Origin of the sequence: Oecophyllibacter saccharovorans, from assembly GCF_006542375.1 — a bacterium.
Lineage (GTDB): Bacteria > Pseudomonadota > Alphaproteobacteria > Acetobacterales > Acetobacteraceae > Oecophyllibacter > Oecophyllibacter saccharovorans.
Genome location: NZ_CP038143.1, coordinates 1,185,704 through 1,209,332, shown reverse-complemented (window position 1 = coordinate 1,209,332; position 23,629 = coordinate 1,185,704). Strand labels below are relative to the sequence as shown.

Genomic DNA, 23,629 nt, shown 5'->3' with positions numbered 1-23,629 from the left:
TCCCTTTTTCCTCTGCTGCCTTTCATGCCGCATCTCGCCTGTCTGCCGTTACCATCTCTCCCAGCAGTTCGGCCAGCTTCTGCTGAAATATCTCCAGTCCCGCATCCCTTTCCACGGCTGCCAGACTCTCCTGACGCAGGCGCTGCCAGAGTGTCCCGTTTTCGTAAAGCTGCGAAACAGCACGGGCAAAAGCTGTCGGATCATCAGATGGCGCGCTCAGCAGTTCCTTGCCGTCCTCCCACCCGACCTGCCGGCGCAGCAGATCCGTTACCACCATGGGCACACCGCGGGAGGCCGCTTCATGCACCTTGTAGGGCAGGCCCCCGGCAAAACGGGTCGGGGCCACGAACACCCGCGCCCGTTCATATAACGGGGTGAGATCTTCCTGCTCTCCCAGAAGCTCCACAGCGGGCAGTTGAGCCAGGGGTGACAGGTCCACACCCGGGGCCACGTAGCCTGCTACCAGCAATCTGGCCTTTGCCGCTTCACCACTCAGCGCCGGCATCACTTCTCTGGCAAACCACAGCAGGCTGTCATAATTGGGGGAATCCTCGCTGTGAATGGCACCAACGAACAACAGATCACGCCGCGCGCCATAGGAAGCAGCTGTGGGACGCAGGGCCATGCCGTGACCCAGAACAGCCACATCCTCATGCCCGGCCTGGCGGATCAGCTCGGCATCAGCCTGCGTCACGGCAATGATCTTCTGGCAGTATTGCGCGCAGGCAAGCTCTTCGCGCACTCTTTCTTCCAGATCAGACGCTGTGCCACCGGTGTCGTCAGCTGCGCCCCGGTACAGGCTGAGTGCCTGCCCGCCCGCCTTCTTTTCCTGCAGGAGCCTCTCCTGCAGCACAGAACGCGGGGCGGCTACCACCTCGGTATCGAGAATGGTCATGCAGCCTGGCAGAAAGCGGCTGTATTCGTTCAGCAGGGGCTGTAGCGCCCTCAGGTTATGCGTGCGTCCTACCCACAACACGTCGTAATAAGCCGCGCGCTCAGCCAGGAATTCCGGGAATGTCCCTACATCCTGCTCGAGTGCAAGCTCCACGTTTTCCGGAAACGCCCCGTAATAACGCCAGAACGGCTCGCGGGGACGTTGCATGGGAAAGACGGTGACATGCCATCCCAGCCGAGCCAGCGCGCAGATCAGCTCGTGCGAACGCACATAGCCCGATCCCTGAGATGGCAGCGGAATACGGTCCTCTATGAAAAGAAGCCGGCGCCCCTTGCCGCCCCGCTCACGCCCCAGAACGGCATTGCGGACATGAGGCGGCTGCTGGCCGCGCAGAAACGCCGCATGCTGCCTGGCGAATTTTCTGAAATTACGCTGGATCTGCGCCTGCGAGCCCCCTGTTCCGGAAGTCCCGAATTCGAGATGTTCCACCTGGCACAGGGGCTCATAAACGATATCAGCTCCCAAAGCCTGCAGACGCAGGCACAGATCGGTGTCTTCGAAATAAGCAGGCCTGAACTGACGATCATAGCCGCCTGCCCTTTTGAGCAGACCGGTGCGCGCCAGCAGAAAAGCGGCTGAGCCGAAATCAACGCGACGCGCGAAATTGGCTTCCGGCAGGTTGGGATCATCTTCGCGGCGGTAGCCGTAAGTGGCGCCGTCACGCCAGATGATCGAGCCTGCTTCCTGAAGCCGCATGTTGGAGCGCACCAGCTTGGCCACCACGCCCCCTGTTGCGGGCGCGCGCCGCAGACGTTCCAGAGCATTCTCCAGTGCGCCTGGAAAGAGCCTTACGTCATTGTTGAGGTAAAGCGTTACGGGCGCGCGCGCCTGCGCCAGGGCTTCGTTGCAACCCTGCAGGTAACCGATGTTCCAGGGGTAGCGCAGAATGCGCGCGCCCTTGAGAACGCACTCGATCTGGCGCGTCTCATCCCTGGAGCCGGAATCGACGACAATGAGCTCAAGAGCACCGGAATAATTGGCCCGCAGGGAAGCCAGCGTCTGCAGGGTCAGCTCCAGCTTGTCGTGAACGACCATGATCACACTGATTTCAGGCAGCCCATGAAAACTGAAATCCAGTTTCTCGCGTGCCGTCAGGGGCACCTGCAGGGCAGCACGCTCCTGAAACAGCCGGCGCGAGGCGTTCTCATCAATTGCAGGCCCGCTCTCACTTGCCTTCATGTCTGCCAGCTCTGCGGTGACAAGATCGGTTGTGATACTCCCAGACGTGCCGCAGGGAGAAGCGTGACCGCTTCTTTCAGCGGCCAGCCGGGCAAAGGGGCTGGGCCAGCGTCCACTGACGCATTGCGCCTGCACCAGCGGATTGGCCCCGTAAGCCTGCAGGTCGATTCCTTCCGCCGGTTGGCGCCCTTCCCGGGCCCCGAAACGCACGAAATGATCAAAACCGTTCCGGAAAGCGCCGGACTGGATGGCACTCTGCAGGTCTGGCGCATGCGATACGTACCAGCTTTCCGAAAACAGCGGTGACGGGTCGAAGAGCCTGGGCGTCTCATTGGTCAGATAATGATGCAGCGCGCTGGTAACGCGCCCTTCAGCCAGAGCGCGCTGCACCTGCGGGTAGCGTTGCAGATACCAGGCCGGGTCAAAATACCACGACAGACGCTCAGCATCGGCGATCTGTGCAGGCAGCACCAGCCAGGAAGCAAACAGCCCCTCCGGCCCGAACCACTCCGGGTAACGGCCTGCCATCCTGGCCAGACAGCGCAGATCGACCAGCGGGGAAGGCGCGCGCCCCTGGCTTTCACCGGTCTCGAGGTAATGCGCATAGCCATTCACGTAACCGCCATCCTGCAGGACGGAGAAGGTCAGGTCAGGATTGCCGCGGCGATAGAAATTTTCATCGAACAACCAATGCGGCGAGCGGTCCTGCGCCCCTTCCGCACAGTAATGGGCGAAGCCTGAAGCCCATTTCCCGGCTATGACCCCTTTGCGGACGTCCGGATAGGTTTCACGGTACCATAATTCATCAAAATAACGGTTGGGCGAATGACCGTATCCGGCCCCCACTTCCCGGTAGAACCGCTCCAGCGTCTCCGGATCGTCACCGCTGTAACCCGCTTCCTGCATCAGCCCCGGCAGGTCCGGATAACGGAGCCTGTACCAGAGCGGATCGAACTGCTGCCAGCGTCCTTGTACAGCCGGCTTCCCGACAGCAGGAACAGGGGAAGCGGGGGACGTCATGCAGGCACATCCCGGATATCCCTGCGCTCAGCCACTGTGGCAATGAGCCGGCGTGCACGCGCTTCCGCTTCCGGCGTGAGGGGCTCATCACGCGGGATTTCCTGCACATGTCCGTCACGGAGGGTGAGGACCTTCTCGAGCGGGCGCATGGTGTAGGTATCGCCCACCACATTGACCAGCCCCAGGCGCCAGTTGCCGTTGAGACGCCGCACCTGCCCCTGCCAGGGATGCAGCACCCCGATGAAACCGGCGCAGAGCGGCGCATCCGCCCAGACGCTCTGCACGTCATCGCGCGCGAAGCGTTCGGGTTGCAGGATGGCGATCTCGTCTTCCGTTTCACTGATCAGCACCACATAGACCTGACCGGCGCGCGTGTTGCCCTCGCTGAAGGCCCAGCCCTGCACAAAAAGAGCGCCTTCCTCGTTATCGGCAAGCTCAAGGGTATCCAGGAAGTAGAGCAGGTGCTCGCGCGGCGCGGGATAGAGCCTCTCGGTCGAGAAATGCGGCAGCAGTACTTCACGCAGCTGCGTGTCGCTTTTAAGCAGCCTCTGGAAATCACTCAGAATCTGCCCGTTGCTCGGCGGCGAGACGGCGATATCCACCACCTTGCCCCCTTCGACCTCGATTTTCTGGGCCAGAAGCTGGAAAGCGCCACGTCCATTGATGACGTTCACCAGACCGATCCGGTAGCGGCCTTCGCACCATTTGCCGCGCAGCGCGACTTGCGCCACATAGCCGGAGCGACGCGGTGCACCGGGGAAAAGGGTGGAGATATCCGCCCGCAGCTCGCGCGTGGTCTGCATGAAGATGAGCGGCCCTTCCGTGTCCTCATTGATGAGCACGACGTAAAGCTGACCAGCCGAGCTGACATCGGGAAGGAAGAACCAGCCGCGGATGTGAAAGTCAGGGGCCGATTCAAACACTTCCAGGCTGTCTTCGTTCAGCATCTGGTGGCAGATGTCGTCGACGTAACACTCGCCCCCCTGGATGGCGAACCAGTCGGTGATGTCTGCCGGCAGGGTAAGCGACAGTTCACGTGAAATGGGTTCGTCAAAGATGTGGCGTGGGGGAGCCTGGTGGCGCCAGGAAGCATGCGGCAGGATGTTGAGCTGACCGACATCGAACTGCAGGTCTGCAACACCCAGCTCACGCTTGGGCGCCAGCTGGCGGTAGAGATCCAGCAGTTCAGCACCGTATTGGGCCTCATGCGTCCACAGGCTGCCGTCAATCGCTGCCATCATGCGCCGACGCAGCGATTCACTCGAGCGAAGCAGCTCCAGCTTGTTCAGGACGATTTCCGGCCGCCCGATCGGCACCTTGAATCCGTTGACCCCGTCTTCTACCCGGTCTCCAAGGGCGCCCACATCCGTCACGATGGGCACCAGGCCGGCACGCCAGGTTTCAGACAGGGAAATGCAGTAAGTCTCAGGCCAGATTGACAGGGTCAGCGCCACATCGGCTTTCTGCAAGGCTTCGACATTGCCAGGCTCATAACGCCCGTAAACCGTCACATTGGGGCGCTCAAGCCCTTCCAGCACTCCCTGATATTCGGGATGGACGTGGCCGAAGATATGAAAATGGAAGTGCCGGGGATTGGCCGCCTCGATCAGCGCCAGGATGGCGTCAGCCCCCTTGGTGCGCAGAAAGTTGCCGGTCACTGCTACACCCAAAGGCCGACCCTCGAGCGGGGCATAGGCCTTGGGCGTGATCGGCAGGGTCGATTCAGGGGTGGGGATACCGTTGACCAGACTGATCTTGCTGTCGAGAACCGGAAAGATCTCATGCATCATGTCGTGTGAATGGGCCGTGCCGAACATGATGGCATCCACGTGGTGGAGCATGCGCTCGATGAAGGCCCGGCGGGTCTGCGCCCCTCCGAACTCCACCCCCTCTGCGGTTTTGAGAATGATATCCAGCGCCTGAACGGTCTCGAATTCCCCTTCCACGTAACGCTGGTTCTGGTTGAGCAGGTTGTACCGCGAGGAAACAAGCCAGAAATCATGCGCTGAAAACAGCACCCCCACCCCGTTCGCCTTGGCGATGACCGGCAGGGACAGGGCGTGGTGGCCCAGATGCTGGAAATGGACCACGTCGATGTTGTACTGACTGATCACATTGGAAAACAGCGTCTCTTCCGCCCCATCACACATGATGTCCGTCCAGGCACCTTCGTGGATGTCAAAGCGCTCCAGCTCCTGCCCGTTGGCGCTCATCAGGCGGCAGAAATTGCCGCGCCGAAGCCAGTAGTAGAATTCCACCTCACGACCCAGCATGGAGCACAGCATCTGCTGATAAACCTCCACGCCGCCCCAGACCTCTTCATGAATGGTGGAATGCGTGCACATCAGCACGCGCAGACGCCGCCTGCGCTTGACAGGCACCACCGCGCCGGCCGGCCGGCGGCTGAAATCCGCCCTGCTCACATCACGCATTTCCTCAAGCCGCTGCACGTAAAGATGATGCTGCGCCGCTGAGCGCTGGGCTTCAACAGCAGCCCGATCACGGCGCGCCGGGTCTTCCAGCAGTGCCCCGATGGCCTGCACCACTTCCTCGGCATTCTCGGCCATGCTGACGCCCTGCAGGCTGTCGAAATAATGCCGGTCCATGCCGGGGGCAACCTCAACCACCTGTGCCGTCCCGGCAAGGGCGAGCTCGAAATAGCGCGGCCCGGGCGCGGTGGCCTGGCTCACCGTGCCATGGCTCGCATAATCACGGAACATGGTCAGCGTCACACGGCTGGCATTGGCGAAGTCGATGAAGGCTTCATGGCTGACCGGGCGCTGGATGGCCAGAGCCGCGAGGTCATCAGGCAGGGGCGGCAGATAGGGATTACCGGGGCAGATGAGCTTCAGCCGCGCCTTGGGAAAAGCATTGATGACCCGGCGCAGGGTCTGGACGCGATTGGGCCACATCGTGCCGGCAAAGAAAATATCATAATCGCAGTCTTCAGACGGGCGGACAGGGCGTTCATGCAGGCTGCGGCTGGAAGCCAGCGGCAGGTAATGCCCCTTGCCGAAATAAGCCTCAACACAGGAAGGATCATTTGTGAAGACCTGGTCGAACAGGCCTGCATTCTCGACATTGAAATCCTTCATGAAAGGATCTTCAAACGTCCAGAGAAGCATGTTCTTGAAGGCAGGTCGCACCCGGCGCATGAGCGGGACATTCATGCGTTGCCCGTCAATGCAGATCAGGGTGTCGTGTTCACCACTGGCCGCCAGGGACGCCAGGGTCATGTTATCGGCAAGAACGACATTGCCCTGGCCGAAAACCTCTTCCGCAGCACGGACAATGGCCAGAGTCAGATAGGCATTGGGATTGTGTGTATAATTCGTGTTGTAAATTACTGCCATGCTTGCCCTGCTTGAAAACCACCTGATCTGCTTTGCAGCCCCGGCCCCATTGAGCCCAGCCTCTGCCGACAGAAACACACCTGCCAAATTGATGCCTCTTCATCTCCTGACAGCGGAGTCAGCTAGAGAAGTACCCGCAGGACCATAAACCAAAACAGGTCCCCTGCTACATCAGGAAAAGGTTATTTTTTCCTTTAAAGGAAGAAATACGCACTAAAAAAAGCAAGAAAAAGACACCGGCTCGAAAATTATATCGATTTGGCATCAAACATTTAAATCAAAAAAGACGCGCAGAAGAATTGCCAATAAAAAAGCTGCTCCGAAGAGCAGCTCTTTGCCGGTCTTTCACCTGACCGGCCAGCCGGGATGCCTGAACCTGTCCTGCAGGCCCTGGTACCGACCGGCCAGCCAGAAGGGCAGAACCGACCCTTCAGGAATCCGTGTTGCGGCGACGGATCGCAGCGCCCAGGATATCCCCCAGCGAGGCACCGGAATCGGAAGTGCCATATTCGCTGATGGCCTGCTTGTCCTCCTCCATCTCGCGACCGCGGATGGTAAGGGAAAGCTTGCGGGCAGCGCGGTCGAGACCGACCACCTTGGCATCGACCTTCTCGCCCACCGCAAAGCGCTCGGGGCGCTGCTCGGCCTTGTCACGGGCCAGTTCGCCGCGACGGATGAAGCCGGTAAGCACGTCATCAACCTTGACTTCAATGCCATTGCTCTGGACAGCCGTCACAACGCAGGTGACGACGTCACCCTTGTTGACGCGCGCCAGCACATCAGCGGCCGGGTCATCCTGCAGCTGCTTGATGCCAAGCGAGATGCGCTCCTTCTCGGCATCCACATCCAGCACCTTGGCCTTGACGGTCTGGCCCTTCTCGTAATGGCTCATCGCCACTTCGCCGGGCTCGTCCCAGGACAGGTCGGACATGTGAACCATGCCGTCGATATCGGCAGATAGGCCGATGAAGAGACCGAATTCCGTGATGTTGCGGATCTCGCCTTCGATCTCGGAACCGACCTTGTGCTCTTCAGCGAACTGTTCCCAGGGGTTGCGCTGGACCTGCTTGAGACCGAGCGAAATGCGGCGCTTGGCGCTGTCGACATCCAGGACCATGACCTCGACTTCCTGGGAAGTCGCAACGATCTTGCCGGGATGGACGTTCTTCTTCGTCCAGGACATCTCTGAAACATGCACCAGACCCTCGATGCCGGGCTCCAGCTCGACGAAGGCGCCGTAATCGGTGATGTTGGTGACGCGACCGGTGAAGCGGGTGTTGACCGGATACTTGACCGCGACATTTTCCCACGGATCCGCCTCAAGCTGCTTCATGCCAAGCGAGATGCGCTGGGTGTCGGGGTTGAAGCGGATCACCTGCACGCGGACCGGCTGGCCGATCTGCAGCGCTTCGGAAGGATGGTTGATGCGCTTCCAGGCGATGTCGGTGACATGCAGCAGACCGTCAACGCCGCCCAGATCCACGAAGGCGCCGTAATCGGTGATGTTCTTCACCACACCGTCAAGGATCATGCCTTCCTTGAGACCCTGGATCAGCTCGGAGCGCTGCTCGGCGCGCGTCTCTTCCAGCACGGCGCGGCGTGACACGACGATGTTGCCGCGCGCACGGTCCATCTTCAGGATCTGAAACGGCTGCGGCTGGCCCATCAGCGGTCCGACATCACGCACGGGGCGGATATCGACCTGGCTGCCCGGCAGGAAGGCCATGGCCCCGCCCAGATCAACCGTGAAGCCACCCTTGACGCGACCGTAGATCATGCCGTTGACGCGCTGGTTGTTGGCAAAGGCGCGTTCCAGGGCCGACCAGGCTTCCTCGCGGCGCGCTTTCTCACGCGACAGGACGATCGAGCCGTCCCGGTCTTCATAGCGCTCGATGTAGAGCTCCAGCAGATCGCCGGGCTTCACTTCCGGCACAGTGCCTGCTGCGCCGAACTCGCGCAGCGGCACGCGGCCTTCACTCTTGAGGCCGACGTCAACGACAGCGTAATCATCTTCAAGGCGAACAACGCGCCCGCGGACAACGGAGCCTTCAAAGCCCGTGTCACTGCCCAGCGTCTCTTCGAGCAGGGCGGCGAAATCTTCAACTTCAGGGGTTTGGGTCTGAGTGGCAGAAGCCATGTAATTCCAGCATTCCAGGACGGTTTCGCGCTTTGCCGCGCGAAAGTGGGCGTCCATGCCTTGCGCTCCCGTCAGAGAACGACTCCCTGCAACCTGCAGCCAGGCGGAAGGTCATTTATCAGAAAACAGAGATCCGCGCCGGGCTGCCGGACACGGATGCATAAAGCTGCAGCACTTTGAAACCTCGTCTGTCAACCGGTATGGGCACCTGCGGGCAGAAAAACTCTCTGAGGTCCGGCTTTCAGCAGGCCGGTCCCCTCCGGGTCTTCAAAGAAGACGACCAGGGGAGACAGCATGAGGGGCGCTCAGAAACTTTCTTTTTCATACAAGCAGCTTCGTGAAATTTCAAATAAGCAGCTTCATATCGTATAAAGATCATGTCGTATGAAGACCATGCCAGGAACCTGACAAGGCGCGGAAGCCCTCCTCTTCTTTTCACGAACCAACGCTTCCTCGACAAAGATGACCGACCGGCTCACTTTATCCTCTCAGGTCAGAATCTTCTCAGGCCCATACCGGACTCCAGAACAAGGAAACCCAGAATGTCCACCTCCTCCCCCCGTTCCCGCCACCCCGAGACGGCCATGGTGAATGACGGGTATGACCCGGCTCTTTCCGAAGGGGCCGTCAAACCGCCGGTTTTCCTGACTTCCACCTTCGTTTTCCCGACCGCCGAAGAAGGAGAGGACTTCTTTCACTATGTCGCCGGGCGCAAGATCCCGCCTGAGGGAAAGCAGGGCAGCGGGCTGGTCTACACCCGTTTCAACAATCCCAACAATGAGATCGTGGAAGACCGGCTGAGCATTTATGAGGGCGCGGAGACCGGCGTTCTGTTCTCATCCGGCATGTCGGCAATCACCACCACGCTTCTGGCCTATGTCCGTCCGGGAGACGTCATCCTGCATTCCCAGCCGCTTTACGGCGGCACTGAAACCCTGCTTGCCAAGACGCTCGGGAATTTCGGCATCAAGGCGGTCGGCTTCGGAGACGGGGCCAGCGCTGAGGCGATCAACAAGGCTGCCGATCGCGCGCGCGATCAGGGACGCGTGGCGGTCATCTATGCTGAAACCCCTGCCAATCCCAGCACGGCGCTTGTGGATCTGGACCTGCTTGTTCAGACAGCCGACCGGCTGGAAAAAGAACAGGGCAGCCGCCCGCTGATCGTGATCGACAATACCCTGCTTGGCCCGGTCTTCCAGAAACCCCTGGCCCATGGCGCCGATGTCTCGCTTTATTCCCTGACCAAATATGTCGGCGGTCATTCCGACCTGGTTGCCGGCGCTGCTCTGGGAAAAACGGAGGTTATGCGCCCGATCCGCCAGCTGCGCAGCACGCTCGGCACCCAGCTGGACCCCCATACCGCCTGGATGCTCGGCCGCTCCCTGGAAACCCTGTCACTGCGCATGGAGCGCGCGGCACAGAACGCGGAGAAAATCACCCGCTTTCTCAAAGAGCATCCCAAAGTCGACTCCGTCTCCTTTCCGTCCCTTTTCGATCCCGATTCCCCGCAGGGAAAAATCTATGCCCGCCAGTGCACGGGGCCGGGCTCCACATTCTCGATCGACATCAAAGGGGGCAAGGAGGCCGCCTTCCGCTTCCTCAACGCGCTGAAGCTGTTCAAGCTGGCTGTCAGCCTGGGCGGCACCGAATCCCTGATCTGCCACCCCGCCAGCACCACCCATTCCGGCGTGCCGGAGGAAAGCCGGCTGGCGCACGGGTTGAGTGACGCTACCATCCGGCTTTCGATCGGCATTGAGCATGTGGATGATCTGCTGGCTGATCTTGCCCAGGCCCTCGAAAAGGCCTGAGCACCCTGTGGAAACATAAAAACACAGCCATTGAAAATCCCCGCTCTCACCTGTCAGAGAGCGGGGATTTTCACGTTCAGCACACGCAGAGGTTGCCCCACAAGCGGAGCGCGGGTCAGTCCTGCGGCACGATAAGACCTTTGCGGTGCAGGGCCTGACAGACCAGCTCAAGCACTGCCCCTGCGTCCAGCCTGTCTGTCTCCACCAGCAACGCATCCTCGGCTGCACGCAGGGGCGCATTGGCGCGCTCGGAGTCCTGGGCGTCACGGGCCGCGATCTGCCGGGTTTCCGCTTCCAGCTGTTCGGCGTTCCGGCAGTCCTGGCCGACACGCTGCCGGTAACGGCGCTGGGCGCGCGCCTCTGTCGAAGCGGTGATGAAGAATTTCATGTCCGCATCAGGAAACACCACCGTCCCAATGTCACGACCATCCACCACAGCCCCCAGGGCCTGCCCGAAATCACGCTGGCGGCCCAGCAGGGCCGCACGGACCGCCGGCTGCCGGGCGACAAGCGAAGCAGCCTGGTCGACTTCGGGGGTCCGCAGGTCCTGTCGCTGCAGGTCTTCAGGTACGATACGGTGCGCATGGTCTTCGGCAGGGGCAGCGGGATCATGACCTGCATCGAGCACCCGGCGCGCCACAGCCCGGTAAAGCAGACCGGTATCGAGATAGGGCAGCGCCAGACGCTCGGCCAGGGCGCGGGCCAGCGTCCCTTTGCCTGCGGCCGCGGGACCGTCCACAGCGATGACGAGCTTGCGTACCGGGCGGAATTTTCGGGAAGACTGTGAGCTGTGGGGCACGCTGGTCACCTGTCTGTAAATATCATTTCTCTGACAGGCGCTTCAGCAATCAGGCCTGTCCTTGGTCGTCATCCTGACAACAGTAGGCCTGCCTGGAAGACGCCTGCCTCTTCAACAGGAAATCCGGCTTGAAATCCAGACGTGAAAGCTCATGAAATCCGATAGAAGCCGGAAATCCCCACAGCTCGCCTGGACCAGGCAGACGCGCTAGGGAACCTGCAGCCCAGCGCCCAGCGCATTCATCAGGGGGATGAAGCCCGGAAAGCTGGTCTCGATGAAGCTGGTATCATCAATGGCGACCGGTTTGCCGCCTGCCAGTCCCAGAACGATGGCACTCATGGCCAGGCGGTGATCCATGCGGGTCCGGACCTGGCCGCCACCGATGGCTGCACCAGTGGTAGCGGACCCGCGTGCGCCAACGCCATGAATGACCAGGTCATCCCCCTCGGTTTCGACCTCCACACCGTTCGCCTGCAGCAGCGCCACGGTCGAGGCGAGGCGGTCGCTTTCCTTGACCCGCAACTCGCCCAGGCCGCGCAGGCGCGAAGTGCCGGCAGCAAAGGCGCAGGCAACAGCCAGAACGGGATATTCATCAATCATGGCAGGCGCGCGCGCAGCCGGCACGTCAACCGCCTTCAGGACACCTGACCTTACATGCAGGTCCCCGACCTGCTCACCACCTTCCGTGCGGATGTTGCGGATCTCCAGCGCACCGCCCATCTCGGCCAGGGTCGTCAGCAGCCCGGTGCGCAGCGGATTGAGCCCGACCGTTTCAATCACCAGGTCGGAGCCGGGCACCAGCAAGGCTGCCACAAGCGGAAAGGCCGCTGATGAAGGATCGCCAGGCACGGTCACGTCACGTGCTGTCAGCCTGGCGGGGCCGCTGAGTGAAATACGTTTTCCGGTGTCTGCCGGCGGCGCTGAAGGCTCAAGCGGCTCAACGCGGACAGGCACGCCGAAATGACGCAGCATGTTTTCCGTATGGTCGCGAGTGGGCACGGGTTCTTCCACCACCGTCTCCCCCGCGCAGTTCAGCCCGGCCAGGAGCACGGCGGATTTCACCTGCGCTGACGCGACCGGCAGCCGGTAGGTGATCGCTTTGCCGCTGCCCGTTCCCTCAACGGCCATCGGCAACCTGCCGCGGCTCCGGGTGACAAAATGCGCGCCCATGTCCGACAGTGGAACAGTGACGCGCTGCATGGGACGCGCGCACAGGGAATCGTCACCCGTCATCAGTGTGTTGATCGGGCGCGTGGCCAGAAGGCCTGACAGCAGGCGGGCCCCGGTGCCGGAATTTCCCATATCCAGCACCCGGGCGGGCTCCTGCAGTCCCTGGGGACCACAGCCTGTCACACGCCAGACAACCTTGCCGGCACCGTCAACATTGCGGCTGATTTCCGCACCCAGCGCCTGCATGGCCTGGGCGGTACGCAGCACGTCCTCGCCTTCCAGCAGGCCGGTGATCTGCGTCCGGCCCTCTGCAAGGGCAGCAAACATCAACGCCCGGTGGCTGATGGATTTGTCTCCCGGCACGCGCACGCGTCCCTTCAGGCCTGCAGGCGCAGCAACGACATGAAGGGGACGGGCAGCCGGAGAGGAGGTTTTCATGCAGATAATTGTCGCGGAGAGCGGGGAAGGCTGTCAATCCAGGCCGCAGGAGAGCGCCGGACTGCCGGGAGGATTTGACAGCCGCGCTGCTTGATGGCATGGGCCCTCCCTTGCGGGTGTTGTGTCAGACGCCGTGTCAGCCCATGATCCGGCACAGTCATTCTGACATTCAGACCCCTCTTCATCCGACTCCCCGTTATCCGATACTGGCAGGACTTCATGGCACAAGCTGAACTCGGTCTGAAAAGGACCTGCGTCAATTGTGGCGCGCGCTTCTATGATCTGAACCGTGATCCGGCCGTCTGTCCGAAATGCGACGAGACCCAGCCGAGCACCTCACGCCTGAAACGGCGTGACGATGACCAGACTGAAGACAAGATCAAGAAAACCACCCCGATCGACGAGAACGACGTTGATCTGGACGCTGACGACGATGCGGACGTCATGAACGACGATGACGATCTGGATGATGACGACATCACCAGCGACATCGAAGTAACGACCACCAAGGACGAACGCGAGGATACCTGAGCTGGTAACACGGGGCCGCCTCGGGAGCCGGGGCGGGGCGGGCCTGGCTTCCGCGCCGGGGAAAACACAGGCGGAAAACTTCCAGAACGAGGTCCTCCGCCTGGACCGCTGGCTGAGCCACCATGACAGTGCCACGCATGCGCTTCAGCTCCTGTGTGACGCGGTCGGGCAGCGATTTGCGCTGCCACACACCTCGCTACATAATCGCATTCAGGTTGAACTCCTCCGCCCCCCGCAGCCCTTCCAGCCCGGGGACAGAAACACTTTTCCCTGGTCAGCCCTGTTTGCTTCAACTGCGGGAACGATGAGGGAGATTCCCCTTCTCCGCCATGTCAGGCTCATGCACCGGGGCACCTGTCTCTCTGAAGCCTGGAACTGCTATTTTCCAACGCGCCTGCCGCCGCAGATACAGCGCCGGCTGAGTGATCCCACCCTTCCCTTCGGGCGTGCGCTCGGTCCCACGGCCTTCCGGCGTCAACGCCTGACCAGCCTTCCTTTTCCGGAAGCGCGCGTGCCTGACACACTGGCCACGGACTGCGTTCTGCAGCATCAGGCCCTGCTTTTCCCGCGTGCAGGCTCTGAAGCCAAAGAACGCCCCTTTGCCTGCGTGCTGGAGCGTTACACCCAGGCGACGCTGCAGTATTTCAGGGCGGCTTTTCAGTGCGGGGCTGATTTCAGGCAGAGTCTGTTTCAGGCAGAGTCTGCAGGCGGAACATAGCCCCAGTTGAGATGCTGCCCGCTGTCGAGAGCCAGCATCTGGCCTGTGACACTGGGCAGGCTGAACAGCATCAGGGCGGCGCGGGCGATCTCCTCAGGGCTGGCCGGCCGCTGAAGGGGCGTTTTGGCGCACATGGCCTCAAACTGAGCTTCACTCTGCCCCCGCGCGGGAAGGACAGGGCCCGGTCCGATCGCATTGACCCGGATGCGCGGGGCGAAGCCGAGCGCCATGCTCTGGGTCAGGCTCCAGAGTGCGGAACGCGCGACAGTGTAACTGACGAAATGCGGCGTCAGATTCCAGACCCGCTGGTCCAGCATGTTGAGAATGAGGCCTTCTGCGCCTGAAGGCAGGTGGCGTTCCAGCTCTTGAGAAAGCACAAAGGGGGCACGCAGGTTGGGCTCCATGTGCTGGTCCCAGCTATGGCGCGTGACGGTGGAGAATTCATCGCGCCGGAACACCGAGGCGTTGTTGACCAGCACGCCGATCGCGCCCAGCTTTTCACGCACCTGCGCCATCATCGGCCGCAGCGCTTCTTCCTCCCCCAGGTCTGCCTGGACCACACAACCGCGCCCGCCCCGGTGCTCCAGCTCAGCCAGCAGGGCCTGCGCTTCAGGCCAGCTCCGGTGGCAGTGAATGGCAACAGCCATGCCCTGGGCTGCCAGCATCTCAACCAAGGCCCGGCCGATACGGCGCGCGCCACCTGTCACCAGCGCCACACGCGGCACATTGCGGGGAATCCAGGAAAGCCCGAACTGTTCTGCTTCAGGCGCCGTCATGATCGCAGACCTGCCATCAGCCCTGCAGCTCGCGCCGGGCAGCCAGAGCGGCCATCAGGGTGCCGTCATCAAGCACTTCCAGGGCACCGCCCATCGGCAGGCCCTGACCCAGCTGGCTGACCCTGACATCAGGGTGGCTGTCCAGCAGATAAGACTGGAGCCAGTGGGCGGTGGTGGCCCCCTCCACCGTCGCGCCGAGGGCGAGAATCACTTCCCGCACTTCCCCGCGTGCCAGACGGGCGCGCAACCCCGCCAGATTCAGGTGCTCAGGCCCAGTGCCGGCCAGGGGGGAAAGCGTGCCGCCAAGCACCTGGTAATGCCCCCGGTAGGCACCTGACCTTTCCAGAGCCCAGAGGTCACCTACCGTTTCCACCACACAGATCAGATCCTGCGTCCGGTCCGGGGCTCGGCAGAGCGCGCAGGGGGCCTGGCTGTCCAGATTGCCGCATTCCGGACAGGTCTGGACCGTACGTGCCACCGTCTCCAACGCTTCTGAAAGCGGTTGCAGGCGCGTCTGCGGTGCCTGCAGCAGGGCAAGTGCTGCCCGGCGCGCCGAGCGCGGACCCAGACCCGGCAGACGGGCCAGGCGAGTGATCAGGTTCTCGATATCCGGACTGGCAGTCACGTCAGGCCTCAGAAGGGCAGATCAAGCCCGGGCGGCAGGTTGAGCCCGCCGGTGACCTTCTTCATCTCCTCTTCTCCGGCCGCCTCGCTCTTCTTGCGGGCATCGGCGCAGGCCGCCACGATCAGGTCCTGAAGCGTTTCCAGGTCCTGCGGGTCGGCAAGCTCAGGAGCGATATGGATGTCCTTGAGCACCCCCTTGCCGGTCATCCTGGCGCGAACCAGGCCATTGCCCGCTTCCCCTTCCACTTCCATGGCCGCCAGCCGATCCTGCGCTTCCTTCATGCGCGTCTGCATCTGCGCTGCCTGTTTCATCATTCCGGCAAGATTTTTCATCACGTGTTTCCTTCTAGGGTTTCAGGAGAGCTGGACTGAACGCGGCGTGCCTCAACAACGGCAGCAGGTCCTGCCGGACTGGAGGCACAGAACAAAAGAAGATTCAGTCCAGGTCATCGGGATCAATCTCTTCGGCATCCAGCGGGGCGAATTCCAGCTCAGGCGTTTCTTCCACCAACTGGGTCGGGATTTCGGGTGGCAGATTGTAATCGTCAAGGGCGGGATCATGCACCGGACCAAGTTTCGCCCCTGGAAAGGTCTGCAGGATCGCTTCGACCAGCGGGTGCGTCTCTGCTTCCACGCGGCGCAGGGCGATGACTTCCGCCCCCTGTTCATCCAGGGTCGGCTCTCCCGGCTCTTCGGAAGCCACAATCCGCCACTGCCCGGGGAAAAGCCGTTCCAGCAGAGCGTTCAGCAGCTTGAAAGCCCGCCGCCTGACTACCGGGTCATCAAGCCTCAGCGCCACTTCAGGCGGGGCAAACCGCACGAGATGCGCCTCAAGCCGCAGAATGCCGTGCAGCCACGGCTCCTGCTGGGTTTTGGTCAGGCCCACCATTTCCCGCCAGCTCCGCGGCGAACGGGGCTGGATCTGCACCGGCTCTGGGGCCTCAGAAGTCTCCGGCTCCTGGAGGAACTGGGGTTGCGTGCCCGCCTCAGGGTCGGCAGCTGGCGCAGGTTCAGCCACGACAGCCAGACCGCCATTTGCCACCAGCTTGAGCGCTGACGGTGCCGCAGGCTCGTGCCCGGATTTTCCGGCTGCCCCAGCGTCGGTCGCGGCCCGGGCTGAGGGCACTATAGGGCCCTGAGGCGCATTGGAAGACGCGCTGGAAGACGCGCCTGAACCGGCACTGACGGATGATGGAGCCGGTGTTGGAGACCCGTTTTCCGGTTGCAGGCTGTTTTCTGCCGAAGCCTGACGCTCCTGCAGCTGGCGGACGATTTTTTCAGGCGTCGGCAGCAGGCTGGCATGGCAGAGACGGATCAGCACCATTTCTGCGGCCTGTCTGCGGTCAGGCGCGGTTTCCACTTCCTGACTGCCCTTGAGGAGAATCTGCCAGGCGCGTGCCAGCACGCTCATGGACAGGCGGTCAGCCAGCGCCCCGCCGCGTTTGCGCTCCATCTCCGGCAGCGTGTTGCCTTCCCGCAGGGTGGGCAGGCTCTTGAGCCGGGTCACGAGGTGAACAATTTCCATGAGATCTGTCAGCACAACGCCAAGATCAGCCCCGAGCGCATAGGCCTGCTCGGTCAGCCCCAGCATTTTCGCGCCTTCTCCGGCCATCACGGCTTCAAGCAGGTCGAACACCATGCCCCTGTCTGCCATGCCCAGCATGTTGCCCACCGCTTCAGGATCCGAGGCGCCCTGGGCGATGGCCTGGTCGAGCAGGGAAAGCCCGTCCCGCACGGAGCCATCAGCAGCGCGGGCGATAAGGTTCAGGGCCTCAGGCGCGAAATGCGCTCCTTCCTCTTCGGCAACATGCGCGAAGTGCTCTGCCAGCAGCGCCTGGGGCACGCGCTGCAGATCAAAACGCTGGCAGCGTGACAGAACGGTCACCGGCACCTTGCGCAGCTCGGTGGTGGCGAAGATGAAGGTCACCTGGGAAGGAGGCTCCTCCAGGGTCTTGAGCAGGGCATTGAAGGCATTGCGTGACAGCATGTGCACTTCATCGATCACAAAGACCTTCATCCGCCCCTGCATGGGCCGGAAACGCGCGGCTTCGATGATCTCACGCACGTCATCCACCCCCGTGCGCGAAGCCGCATCCATCTCCAGCACATCAGGATGACGGTCGGCCAGAATGGCAACACAGTTGGGACAGACGCCGCACGGATCAGCTGTCGGACCGCCCTTTCCATCAGGCCCGGTGCAGTTGAGCGCGCGGGCGATGATCCGGGCCGTCGTGGTCTTGCCGACCCCCCGCACGCCGGTCAGCATGAAAGCATGGGCGACGCGCCCGGTTTCAAAGGCGCGGCGGAGAATCCGGACCAGGGTATCCTGACCGATCAGATCATCAAAATGGCGGGGCCGGTATTTGCGCGCCAGCACCCGGTAGGGCACCGCTTCCCCAGCGGTATTTTCCACCCCGGAACCGATCGCGCCCTGTGATGTCAGGACTTGTGACGCCGGACTCTGGGCTGACAGTACTGGCGTCTCTTTTGGCGCCTCCTGGGAGAGGCCAAAAAACCCGTTGCCGTTTTCAGGCGGAAGGGGAAGCTCCTCTTCGGTCATGGGTTCTGCCTCTCTGCGCTGCGCAAAATCTTTCTCTGCCAGACCCTGGTGCCGGAATCTGGCAGATTATATGCCCACCAGATTACACATCCGCCTGCAGGCGCTCAACGCCCACCCCAGGGGGCGAAGGGCAGCAAACGCCCCTCATGGGACGGAAAAACCGTGATTTTCGGGAAAAGGGTGGGAGACCGGACATTCAACCCGGCTGGAGATCGCTACGGCTGCTTCCTTCCGGACCTGACCGGGTTCGCGAGCCAGCCGTCTGAAGCCGGTCTCCCGCCCTGCTTTTAACACGAACGGCCCTGGCGCTGACAACCCCTGTCCCGCAGCTTATTGCGCTGACGGGGCAGGCTGTGTCTGGCCCACCGGCACTTCCGCAACCGCTGCCCCGCCAGGATGGCGCGGGTCAGCAACCCCGTAGAGAAGAGAGTCTGGAGGCGCTGACAGTTTCGGTCGGCCGACCAGAATGCTTTCCAGCATTCCCCAGGGGCGGTGCGGCACGATCTTATAGCCCTCGCCTTCAAGAATGCGGGTCACCTCCGGCGTGAGCGCTCCCGGCTCGACCTCCACCGGCGTAGGCGCCCACTGCTCGTGAATGCGCGGCAGAACGACAGCCTGGCGCAAATCGAGGTCATAATCGATCAGCCCCAGCAGGCCTGACAGCTCGGTCGTCGGGATTCGTGAACCACCGGGGCTCCCCAGCACCATGACCACCCCGTGCGCACGTGTGACGATCGTCGGCGCCATGGAGGAAAGCGGGGTTTTCCCCGGGGCAATGGCATTGGCAGCAGAACCGACGATACCGAACATGTTCGGCGCTCCGGGCTTGATGGAGAAATCATCCATCTCATCGTTCATCCAGATGCCGGTCTGCCCGCCCATCACCCCTGCGCCGAACCAGCCGTTCAGGGTGAAGGTCGTCGAAACGGCCATGCCTTGGGAATCCATGATGGAGAACTGGGTTGTCTCATGTTTTTCGCGCTCGCCTGAGACAGGCTCTGCCGGGGAGTTGCGGTCTGGCTGCGCTTTTCCTGCCTGGAGCCCGGCAGAAGGAAGAGCATGATCAGCAGGCACGGTCTGGCGGATGGAGCGAGCATAGAAGGGATCGACCAGATGGGTCGTAGGCACCTGCACGAAGGCCGGATCACCCAACACGCGCCGGTCAGAATAAGCATGCCGCATGGCTTCCAGTTCTTTCTGGACGGCCGGGGCCGTGTGCAGGCCCAGCGCCCGCATGTCGTAGCCTTCCAGGATTCCCAGCATCTCACACAGGGTCACGCCGCCGGCACTGGGCGGCGGGGCCGTATGCAGCAGATAGCCACGGTAACTGCAGCGCAGCGGGCGCATGAAGCGCACGTGATAGTCCGCGAAATCCTTCAGGGTCAGCAACCCGCCCTCAGCCTGGCTTATGCGCACCAGCTCACGGGCGATCGGCCCCTGGTAGAAAGCTTCCTCGCCTTCGCGCGAAATGGCTTCCAGGGTTCTGGCGAGATTTTTCTGCACCAGCCGGTCCCCCACCTGCAGTGGTTGGCCACCGGGGCGCAGATAATGCCCGCGTGCATAAGGGTCCTGCCGCATCGCAGGCAGAGCTGTGCCCAGGAGGTCCACATCACCCTGATCGAGCACGAAACCGTCACGTGCCAGGGCGATGGCAGGCGCCATGTCCTTTTCACGGCTCAGCCGGCCCCAGCGCTCCCTGATCGCCTCCAGCCCCGCCACCGTGCCCGGCACAGCGACGGCTTTCCAGCCATGGGTGGAAAGCCCGGGCACGGGCTGGCCCTGTGCATCCAGAAACATATCCGCCCTGGCAGCGCCTGGGGCGCGTTCGCGGAAATCCATGAAGATCGTATGCTCATGGCGCAGGTTGCCGGGCCCGGGATTATTGTTGTGCGGGCCCAGATAGAGCGTCATGAAGCCCCCGCCACCCAGACTGCCCGCGGCAGGATACACCACTGCAAGCGCATAACCGACAGCAACCGCCGCATCCACCGCGTTGCCGCCTTCGCGCAGAATCTGTGCCCCGGCATCGGAAGCGAGATGCTGCGCGCTCACCACCATGCCCCGACGCCCGGCCACCAGCCTGCCAGGCGGGATCGTATCCGGGCCGAATGCCAGGGGATCATGATCGCTGTTGAGAACCGGCGCCGGTTTTGATCCAGCCGCGCCCTGAACAGCAGGTGGCGGGGCAGATTGCACAGATCGGGGCTGCCCAGGCACGGACGCAGCGCAGCTCAGCACGCTGGCCCAGGTAGCACTACCCGCCAGAACAGGCCACATGAGAACAGGAACGGCACGCCGCAGGCTGCCGGCCATGCAGGAAAGCAACATGAAAGAGCTCCGTCTGAAAGGCGGGTGATAAAGGCCGAAAACGCAACCGGTCTTAGGCGGCCGCGTTGTAAGGCGGGCAGGTATAGCCGCGCGGTGAAAGGGTGAAGATCTCATACCCCTCCTCAGTCACCCCAAGCTGGTGTTCGAACTGGGCTGACAGGGAGCGGTCGCGCGTGACGGCTGTCCACTCATCACTGAGGATTTTGACATCCGGCCGACCCAGATTGAGCATGGGTTCGATCGTAAAGACCATGCCAGGCTTGAGAACGGTGCCCTGGCCAGGCCGCCCGTAGTGCAGAACGCTGGGCGCTTCGTGAAAGCTGCGCCCGATGCCATGGCCGCAGAAATCCGTCACCACACCCAGGCGCTGGGCTTCCGCATAACTCTGGATGGCATGACCGATATCGCCCAGGGTGGCGCCCGGCTTAACGGCCCGGATGCCCCGCATCATGGCTTCATACGTGGCTTCGATCAGTTTCTCCGCCTTGCGGGGGGCCTTGCCGACCACATACATGCGCGAAGAATCTCCGTACCAGCCATCAAGAATGGTGGTTACGTCGATATTGAGGATATCGCCCTCCTTGAGGCGTTTCTCCCCCGGAATGCCATGGCAAACCACATGATTGATGGAGATGCAGCAGGATTTCGGAAAGCCGCGGTAATTCAGCGGCGCAGGCACCCCCCCATGGGCAAGCGTGTAGTCATGAACGCGCTGATTGAGCTCTTCCGTGGTCACGCCGGGAACGACGTGTTCGGTAATCATGTCGAGGATTTCAGCTGTCAGCTGGCCGACTTTGCGGAGGTTCTTAAAATCGTCTTCAGTATAATGGACAATGCCGCAATCATTGGGGGACGCCATGGCGTTTCAGATCCCTTTTGGGCCGGAACCGGCGCAGGAAATGGATGGAAAGGCGTTCAGGATGTGCAACCCTTGCGCCTGACGCAACCCCTGCCTGGCTGTGCAGGACCATTTCCTGCCTGAATTTCCCTTCTTTCCACACCGCTGCGCGCCAATGATCAACGCCGGTGCGAAAATTACGTTTTCCGAGCCGCTGAGAAAGATGAGGGCGGTGTGGCAACCACCGCACTTCTGCGCCAGGGCCTTCAGGCAGATCTCTCAGTCAGTTTAATGATGCCCGCGACGTACAGGCGCACGATGGGGGGCAGGAGACTTCACGGTATGGGGGCGATAAGCGACCAGTCGGATGCCCCCATGGGCAGGCAGCACCAGATGATGGGCCCGGCTGGCCATGGCTGCAGCACGACGCGCCACAATGACGCGCTGGCCGATGGGCAGTCTGCTATAGCGGAGGCTGCGGCCGTAACCGCTGTAGCGGGCCATTACAAAGGAGCTGCCGCGCATGGCCGGCACATGCATGTGCGGCAGCGGCGTCTGACCGGCAGCGGAAAAGCCGTTATCAAGCAGAGCCATCATCGTCAGGTTGCGCGTATTGTTGGAAGGCGCGCCCAGAACCACACCGATTAGGCGGGTATCGCCCTGCTGGGCCGAGCTGACGAGGTTATGGCCGGCCACACCCGTATAACCGGTTTTCAGCCCGTCGGCACCCGCATAGGTCTTGAGCAGCGGGTCATGGTTGGGAATGAGGCGTCCGTGAAAGCGGAAGCTCGGCATCCCGAAATAGCTGTAATATTGCGGGAAGTCCTTGATGAGGTGATAAGCCAGCTGCGCCATGTCGCGCGCCGTGGTCACCTGATCGGGATCAGGCAGGCCTGAGGCATTGCGGAAGCTTGTATTGGACATGCCAAGGGCACGCGCCTGTCGCGTCATCAGATCAGCGAAGCGCACTTCGTCGCCCCCGCCCAGGAATTCCCCCAGCGTGCAGGCGGCATCATTGGCGGACTTGGTCACGAGAGCCAGGATCCCCTCCTCCACCGTGAGTTCACTACCGGCCCGCAGGCCGAGCTTGGAGGGCTCCTGCATGGCGGAATGGATGGAAACCGGCATGCGCTGGTCAAGCGTGATACGCCCCTGCTGCAAGGACAGGAAGGTCAGGTAGAGCGTCATCATCTTGGTCAGGGAGGCAGGATAACGCTGCAGGTCGGCATCATTCTGCGACAGGGTATCGCCGGTATTGGCATTCATCACGAAACTGGAGATGTGACCGGCATATTGAGCCCGCGCCGTGCCCCCCGCTCCTGCAACCAGTGCGGCACAAACCATAAAAACAGACCGTATGGACAGACGCATGCGCTGAAAACCTTCCCTGAACTCACTTTCTCAGCCCATTCGGCGGTCGCGCCCTGATCTTTTTCCGCACGGATCCCATCTGGCTGGAACGCGTATAAGTATAAGCTGCGAAAAAACAGAAAAAGACGCTTTCGGCGACCGCAGGAGGTCGAGTCCGTGAAGCCTAGCCAGCCCAGGCCCCCGCTGTCCACAAAATTTCTTGTTATCCTTTCCGCAAATCCCTCGCTGAACATGGCTCCCGGAAAGCACGTGAGCCAAGAGCCTCAAGGCTGGGCCCAGCTGCAGCCAGGGTGGCAGCGACTGAAGGCCGGGAGGAAAAAGAAAGAAGTGGGGCCGTTGGGCTGTCCTCTTTAAAGCTGCAGGCTGCGCCCCATATACAAACCTGACATCAACTTCAACCACGCCGACCTGTAAACCAGCAGGCCAGCACAAGACTGCTTATCCCCTGCCCTTACAGGCCGTATTGCGGGATTGCGGATTCAATTCCGCTTACCAGATACACTGCCTGGGCACAGAGTGCAGGAATTCAGCCGCAAGGCCTGAAAACCGGGGAAACCTAAACCCGCAAGGGGAGCCGATAAGCAGGATGACCAAAAGCAGGCAGGACCGGCATGGGGTCGGTCCGGAGGCTAACGGGAGCGAACATGACCGGAAAGGATGTACCACAGGACCACGGCGGCAGAACCAGCAGAACGTTCTCGAACGCAGCCCCTGAAATGGCTGAAGAGAATGCGACGCTGGCCCGGCCCCGCCTGCGTACCGGACATCCCTCCATGTACAAGGTCATCATGCTGAATGACGACTACACCCCCATGGACTTCGTCGTGGACGTGTTGCGGCGCTACTTCGGCAAGAATGCAGCTGCCGCCAACGCGATCATGCTTGAAATCCACAACCGGGGCAGCAGCGTCTGCGGCATCTACACCTACGAGGTAGCCGAGACGAAGGTCACCCAGGTCATGGACGAAGCCAGACGCAACCAGCACCCCCTGCAATGCACGCTTGAAAAGGCCTGAAAGGCCCG

General features: G+C 61.8%; 16 protein-coding genes and 1 other RNA gene. 4 read left to right on the top strand and 13 right to left on the bottom strand.

Annotation, left to right across the window (positions count from 1 at the left end):
• Positions 1–22: 22 nt before the first annotated feature.
• From E3E11_RS05220 to rpsA, 3 genes are all read right to left on the bottom strand, one after another.
• Positions 23–3,154: a glycosyltransferase gene (locus E3E11_RS05220; RefSeq protein ID WP_141451471.1), complete on the bottom strand. Its 3,132-nt coding sequence runs from the start codon at positions 3,152–3,154 to the stop codon at positions 23–25.
• Positions 3,151–6,507, bottom strand: coding sequence for a glycosyltransferase family protein (locus tag E3E11_RS05215; protein ID WP_141451470.1), 3,357 nt, complete (start codon positions 6,505–6,507; stop codon positions 3,151–3,153). Before E3E11_RS05215 ends, E3E11_RS05220 begins: the two co-directional genes overlap by 4 nt.
• A 430-nt stretch (positions 6,508–6,937) precedes the next feature.
• Positions 6,938–8,644: a 30S ribosomal protein S1 gene (gene rpsA, locus E3E11_RS05210; RefSeq protein ID WP_141452159.1), complete on the bottom strand. Its 1,707-nt coding sequence runs from the start codon at positions 8,642–8,644 to the stop codon at positions 6,938–6,940.
• 542 nt (positions 8,645–9,186) lie between these two features.
• Between rpsA and E3E11_RS05205 the strand changes: the two genes are divergently transcribed.
• Complete coding sequence (locus E3E11_RS05205) at positions 9,187–10,452, top strand: cystathionine gamma-synthase family protein (RefSeq protein WP_141451469.1); 1,266 nt, start codon at positions 9,187–9,189, stop codon at positions 10,450–10,452.
• A gap of 115 nt (positions 10,453–10,567) precedes the next feature.
• Here the strand turns inward: E3E11_RS05205 and cmk are convergent, their stop codons facing one another.
• Positions 10,568–11,260: a (d)CMP kinase gene (cmk, locus tag E3E11_RS05200; RefSeq protein WP_231118838.1), complete on the bottom strand. Its 693-nt coding sequence runs from the start codon at positions 11,258–11,260 to the stop codon at positions 10,568–10,570.
• 198 nt (positions 11,261–11,458) lie between these two features.
• Entirely contained in the window at positions 11,459–12,859 is a 1,401-nt protein-coding gene (aroA, locus tag E3E11_RS05195) for a 3-phosphoshikimate 1-carboxyvinyltransferase (RefSeq protein ID WP_141451468.1), read from the bottom strand.
• A 219-nt stretch (positions 12,860–13,078) separates the two neighbouring features.
• Here aroA and E3E11_RS05190 point away from each other — a divergent pair, with 219 nt between their 5' ends.
• Positions 13,079–13,390, top strand: a complete 312-nt coding sequence (locus E3E11_RS05190; RefSeq protein WP_141451467.1) for a TIGR02300 family protein — start codon at positions 13,079–13,081, stop codon at positions 13,388–13,390.
• 304 nt (positions 13,391–13,694) lie between these two features.
• A complete protein-coding gene (locus E3E11_RS05185) occupies positions 13,695–14,108 on the top strand; it encodes a hypothetical protein (protein WP_141451466.1) in 414 nt (137 codons plus the stop codon).
• Here the strand turns inward: E3E11_RS05185 and E3E11_RS05180 are convergent.
• The 8 genes from E3E11_RS05180 to E3E11_RS05145 form a co-directional block, all read right to left on the bottom strand.
• On the bottom strand, positions 14,081–14,884 hold the full coding sequence (locus E3E11_RS05180) for an SDR family oxidoreductase (protein ID WP_141451465.1): 804 nt from the start codon (positions 14,882–14,884) through the stop codon (positions 14,081–14,083). The genes E3E11_RS05185 and E3E11_RS05180 overlap by 28 nt on opposite strands.
• 16 nt (positions 14,885–14,900) lie before the next feature.
• Positions 14,901–15,509 (bottom strand): recombination mediator RecR, encoded by a 609-nt coding sequence (gene recR, locus E3E11_RS05175; RefSeq protein ID WP_141451464.1) that lies wholly within the window; start codon positions 15,507–15,509, stop codon positions 14,901–14,903.
• An 8-nt stretch (positions 15,510–15,517) separates the two neighbouring features.
• Positions 15,518–15,841, bottom strand: coding sequence for a YbaB/EbfC family nucleoid-associated protein (locus E3E11_RS05170; RefSeq protein WP_141451463.1), 324 nt, complete (start codon positions 15,839–15,841; stop codon positions 15,518–15,520).
• A gap of 103 nt (positions 15,842–15,944) precedes the next feature.
• Positions 15,945–18,068 carry a DNA polymerase III subunit gamma/tau gene (locus E3E11_RS05165; protein ID WP_141451462.1) on the bottom strand — a complete coding sequence of 708 codons (2,124 nt, stop codon included), beginning with the start codon at positions 18,066–18,068 and terminating at the stop codon, positions 15,945–15,947.
• 180 nt (positions 18,069–18,248) lie between these two features.
• Positions 18,249–18,345: signal recognition particle sRNA small type (gene ffs / locus E3E11_RS05160), an RNA gene on the bottom strand.
• Positions 18,346–18,398: 53 nt separating this feature from the next.
• Complete coding sequence (gene ggt, locus E3E11_RS05155; protein ID WP_231118836.1) at positions 18,399–20,396, bottom strand: gamma-glutamyltransferase; 1,998 nt, start codon at positions 20,394–20,396, stop codon at positions 18,399–18,401.
• A gap of 52 nt (positions 20,397–20,448) precedes the next feature.
• A complete protein-coding gene (map, locus tag E3E11_RS05150; protein ID WP_141451461.1) occupies positions 20,449–21,255 on the bottom strand; it encodes a type I methionyl aminopeptidase in 807 nt (268 codons plus the stop codon).
• A gap of 267 nt (positions 21,256–21,522) precedes the next feature.
• On the bottom strand, positions 21,523–22,605 hold the full coding sequence (locus E3E11_RS05145; protein ID WP_141451460.1) for a D-alanyl-D-alanine carboxypeptidase family protein: 1,083 nt from the start codon (positions 22,603–22,605) through the stop codon (positions 21,523–21,525).
• A 716-nt stretch (positions 22,606–23,321) separates the two neighbouring features.
• Between E3E11_RS05145 and clpS the strand changes: the two genes are divergently transcribed.
• Positions 23,322–23,621, top strand: a complete 300-nt coding sequence (gene clpS, locus E3E11_RS05140) for an ATP-dependent Clp protease adapter ClpS (protein ID WP_231119034.1) — start codon at positions 23,322–23,324, stop codon at positions 23,619–23,621.
• Positions 23,622–23,629 lie beyond the last annotated feature (8 nt).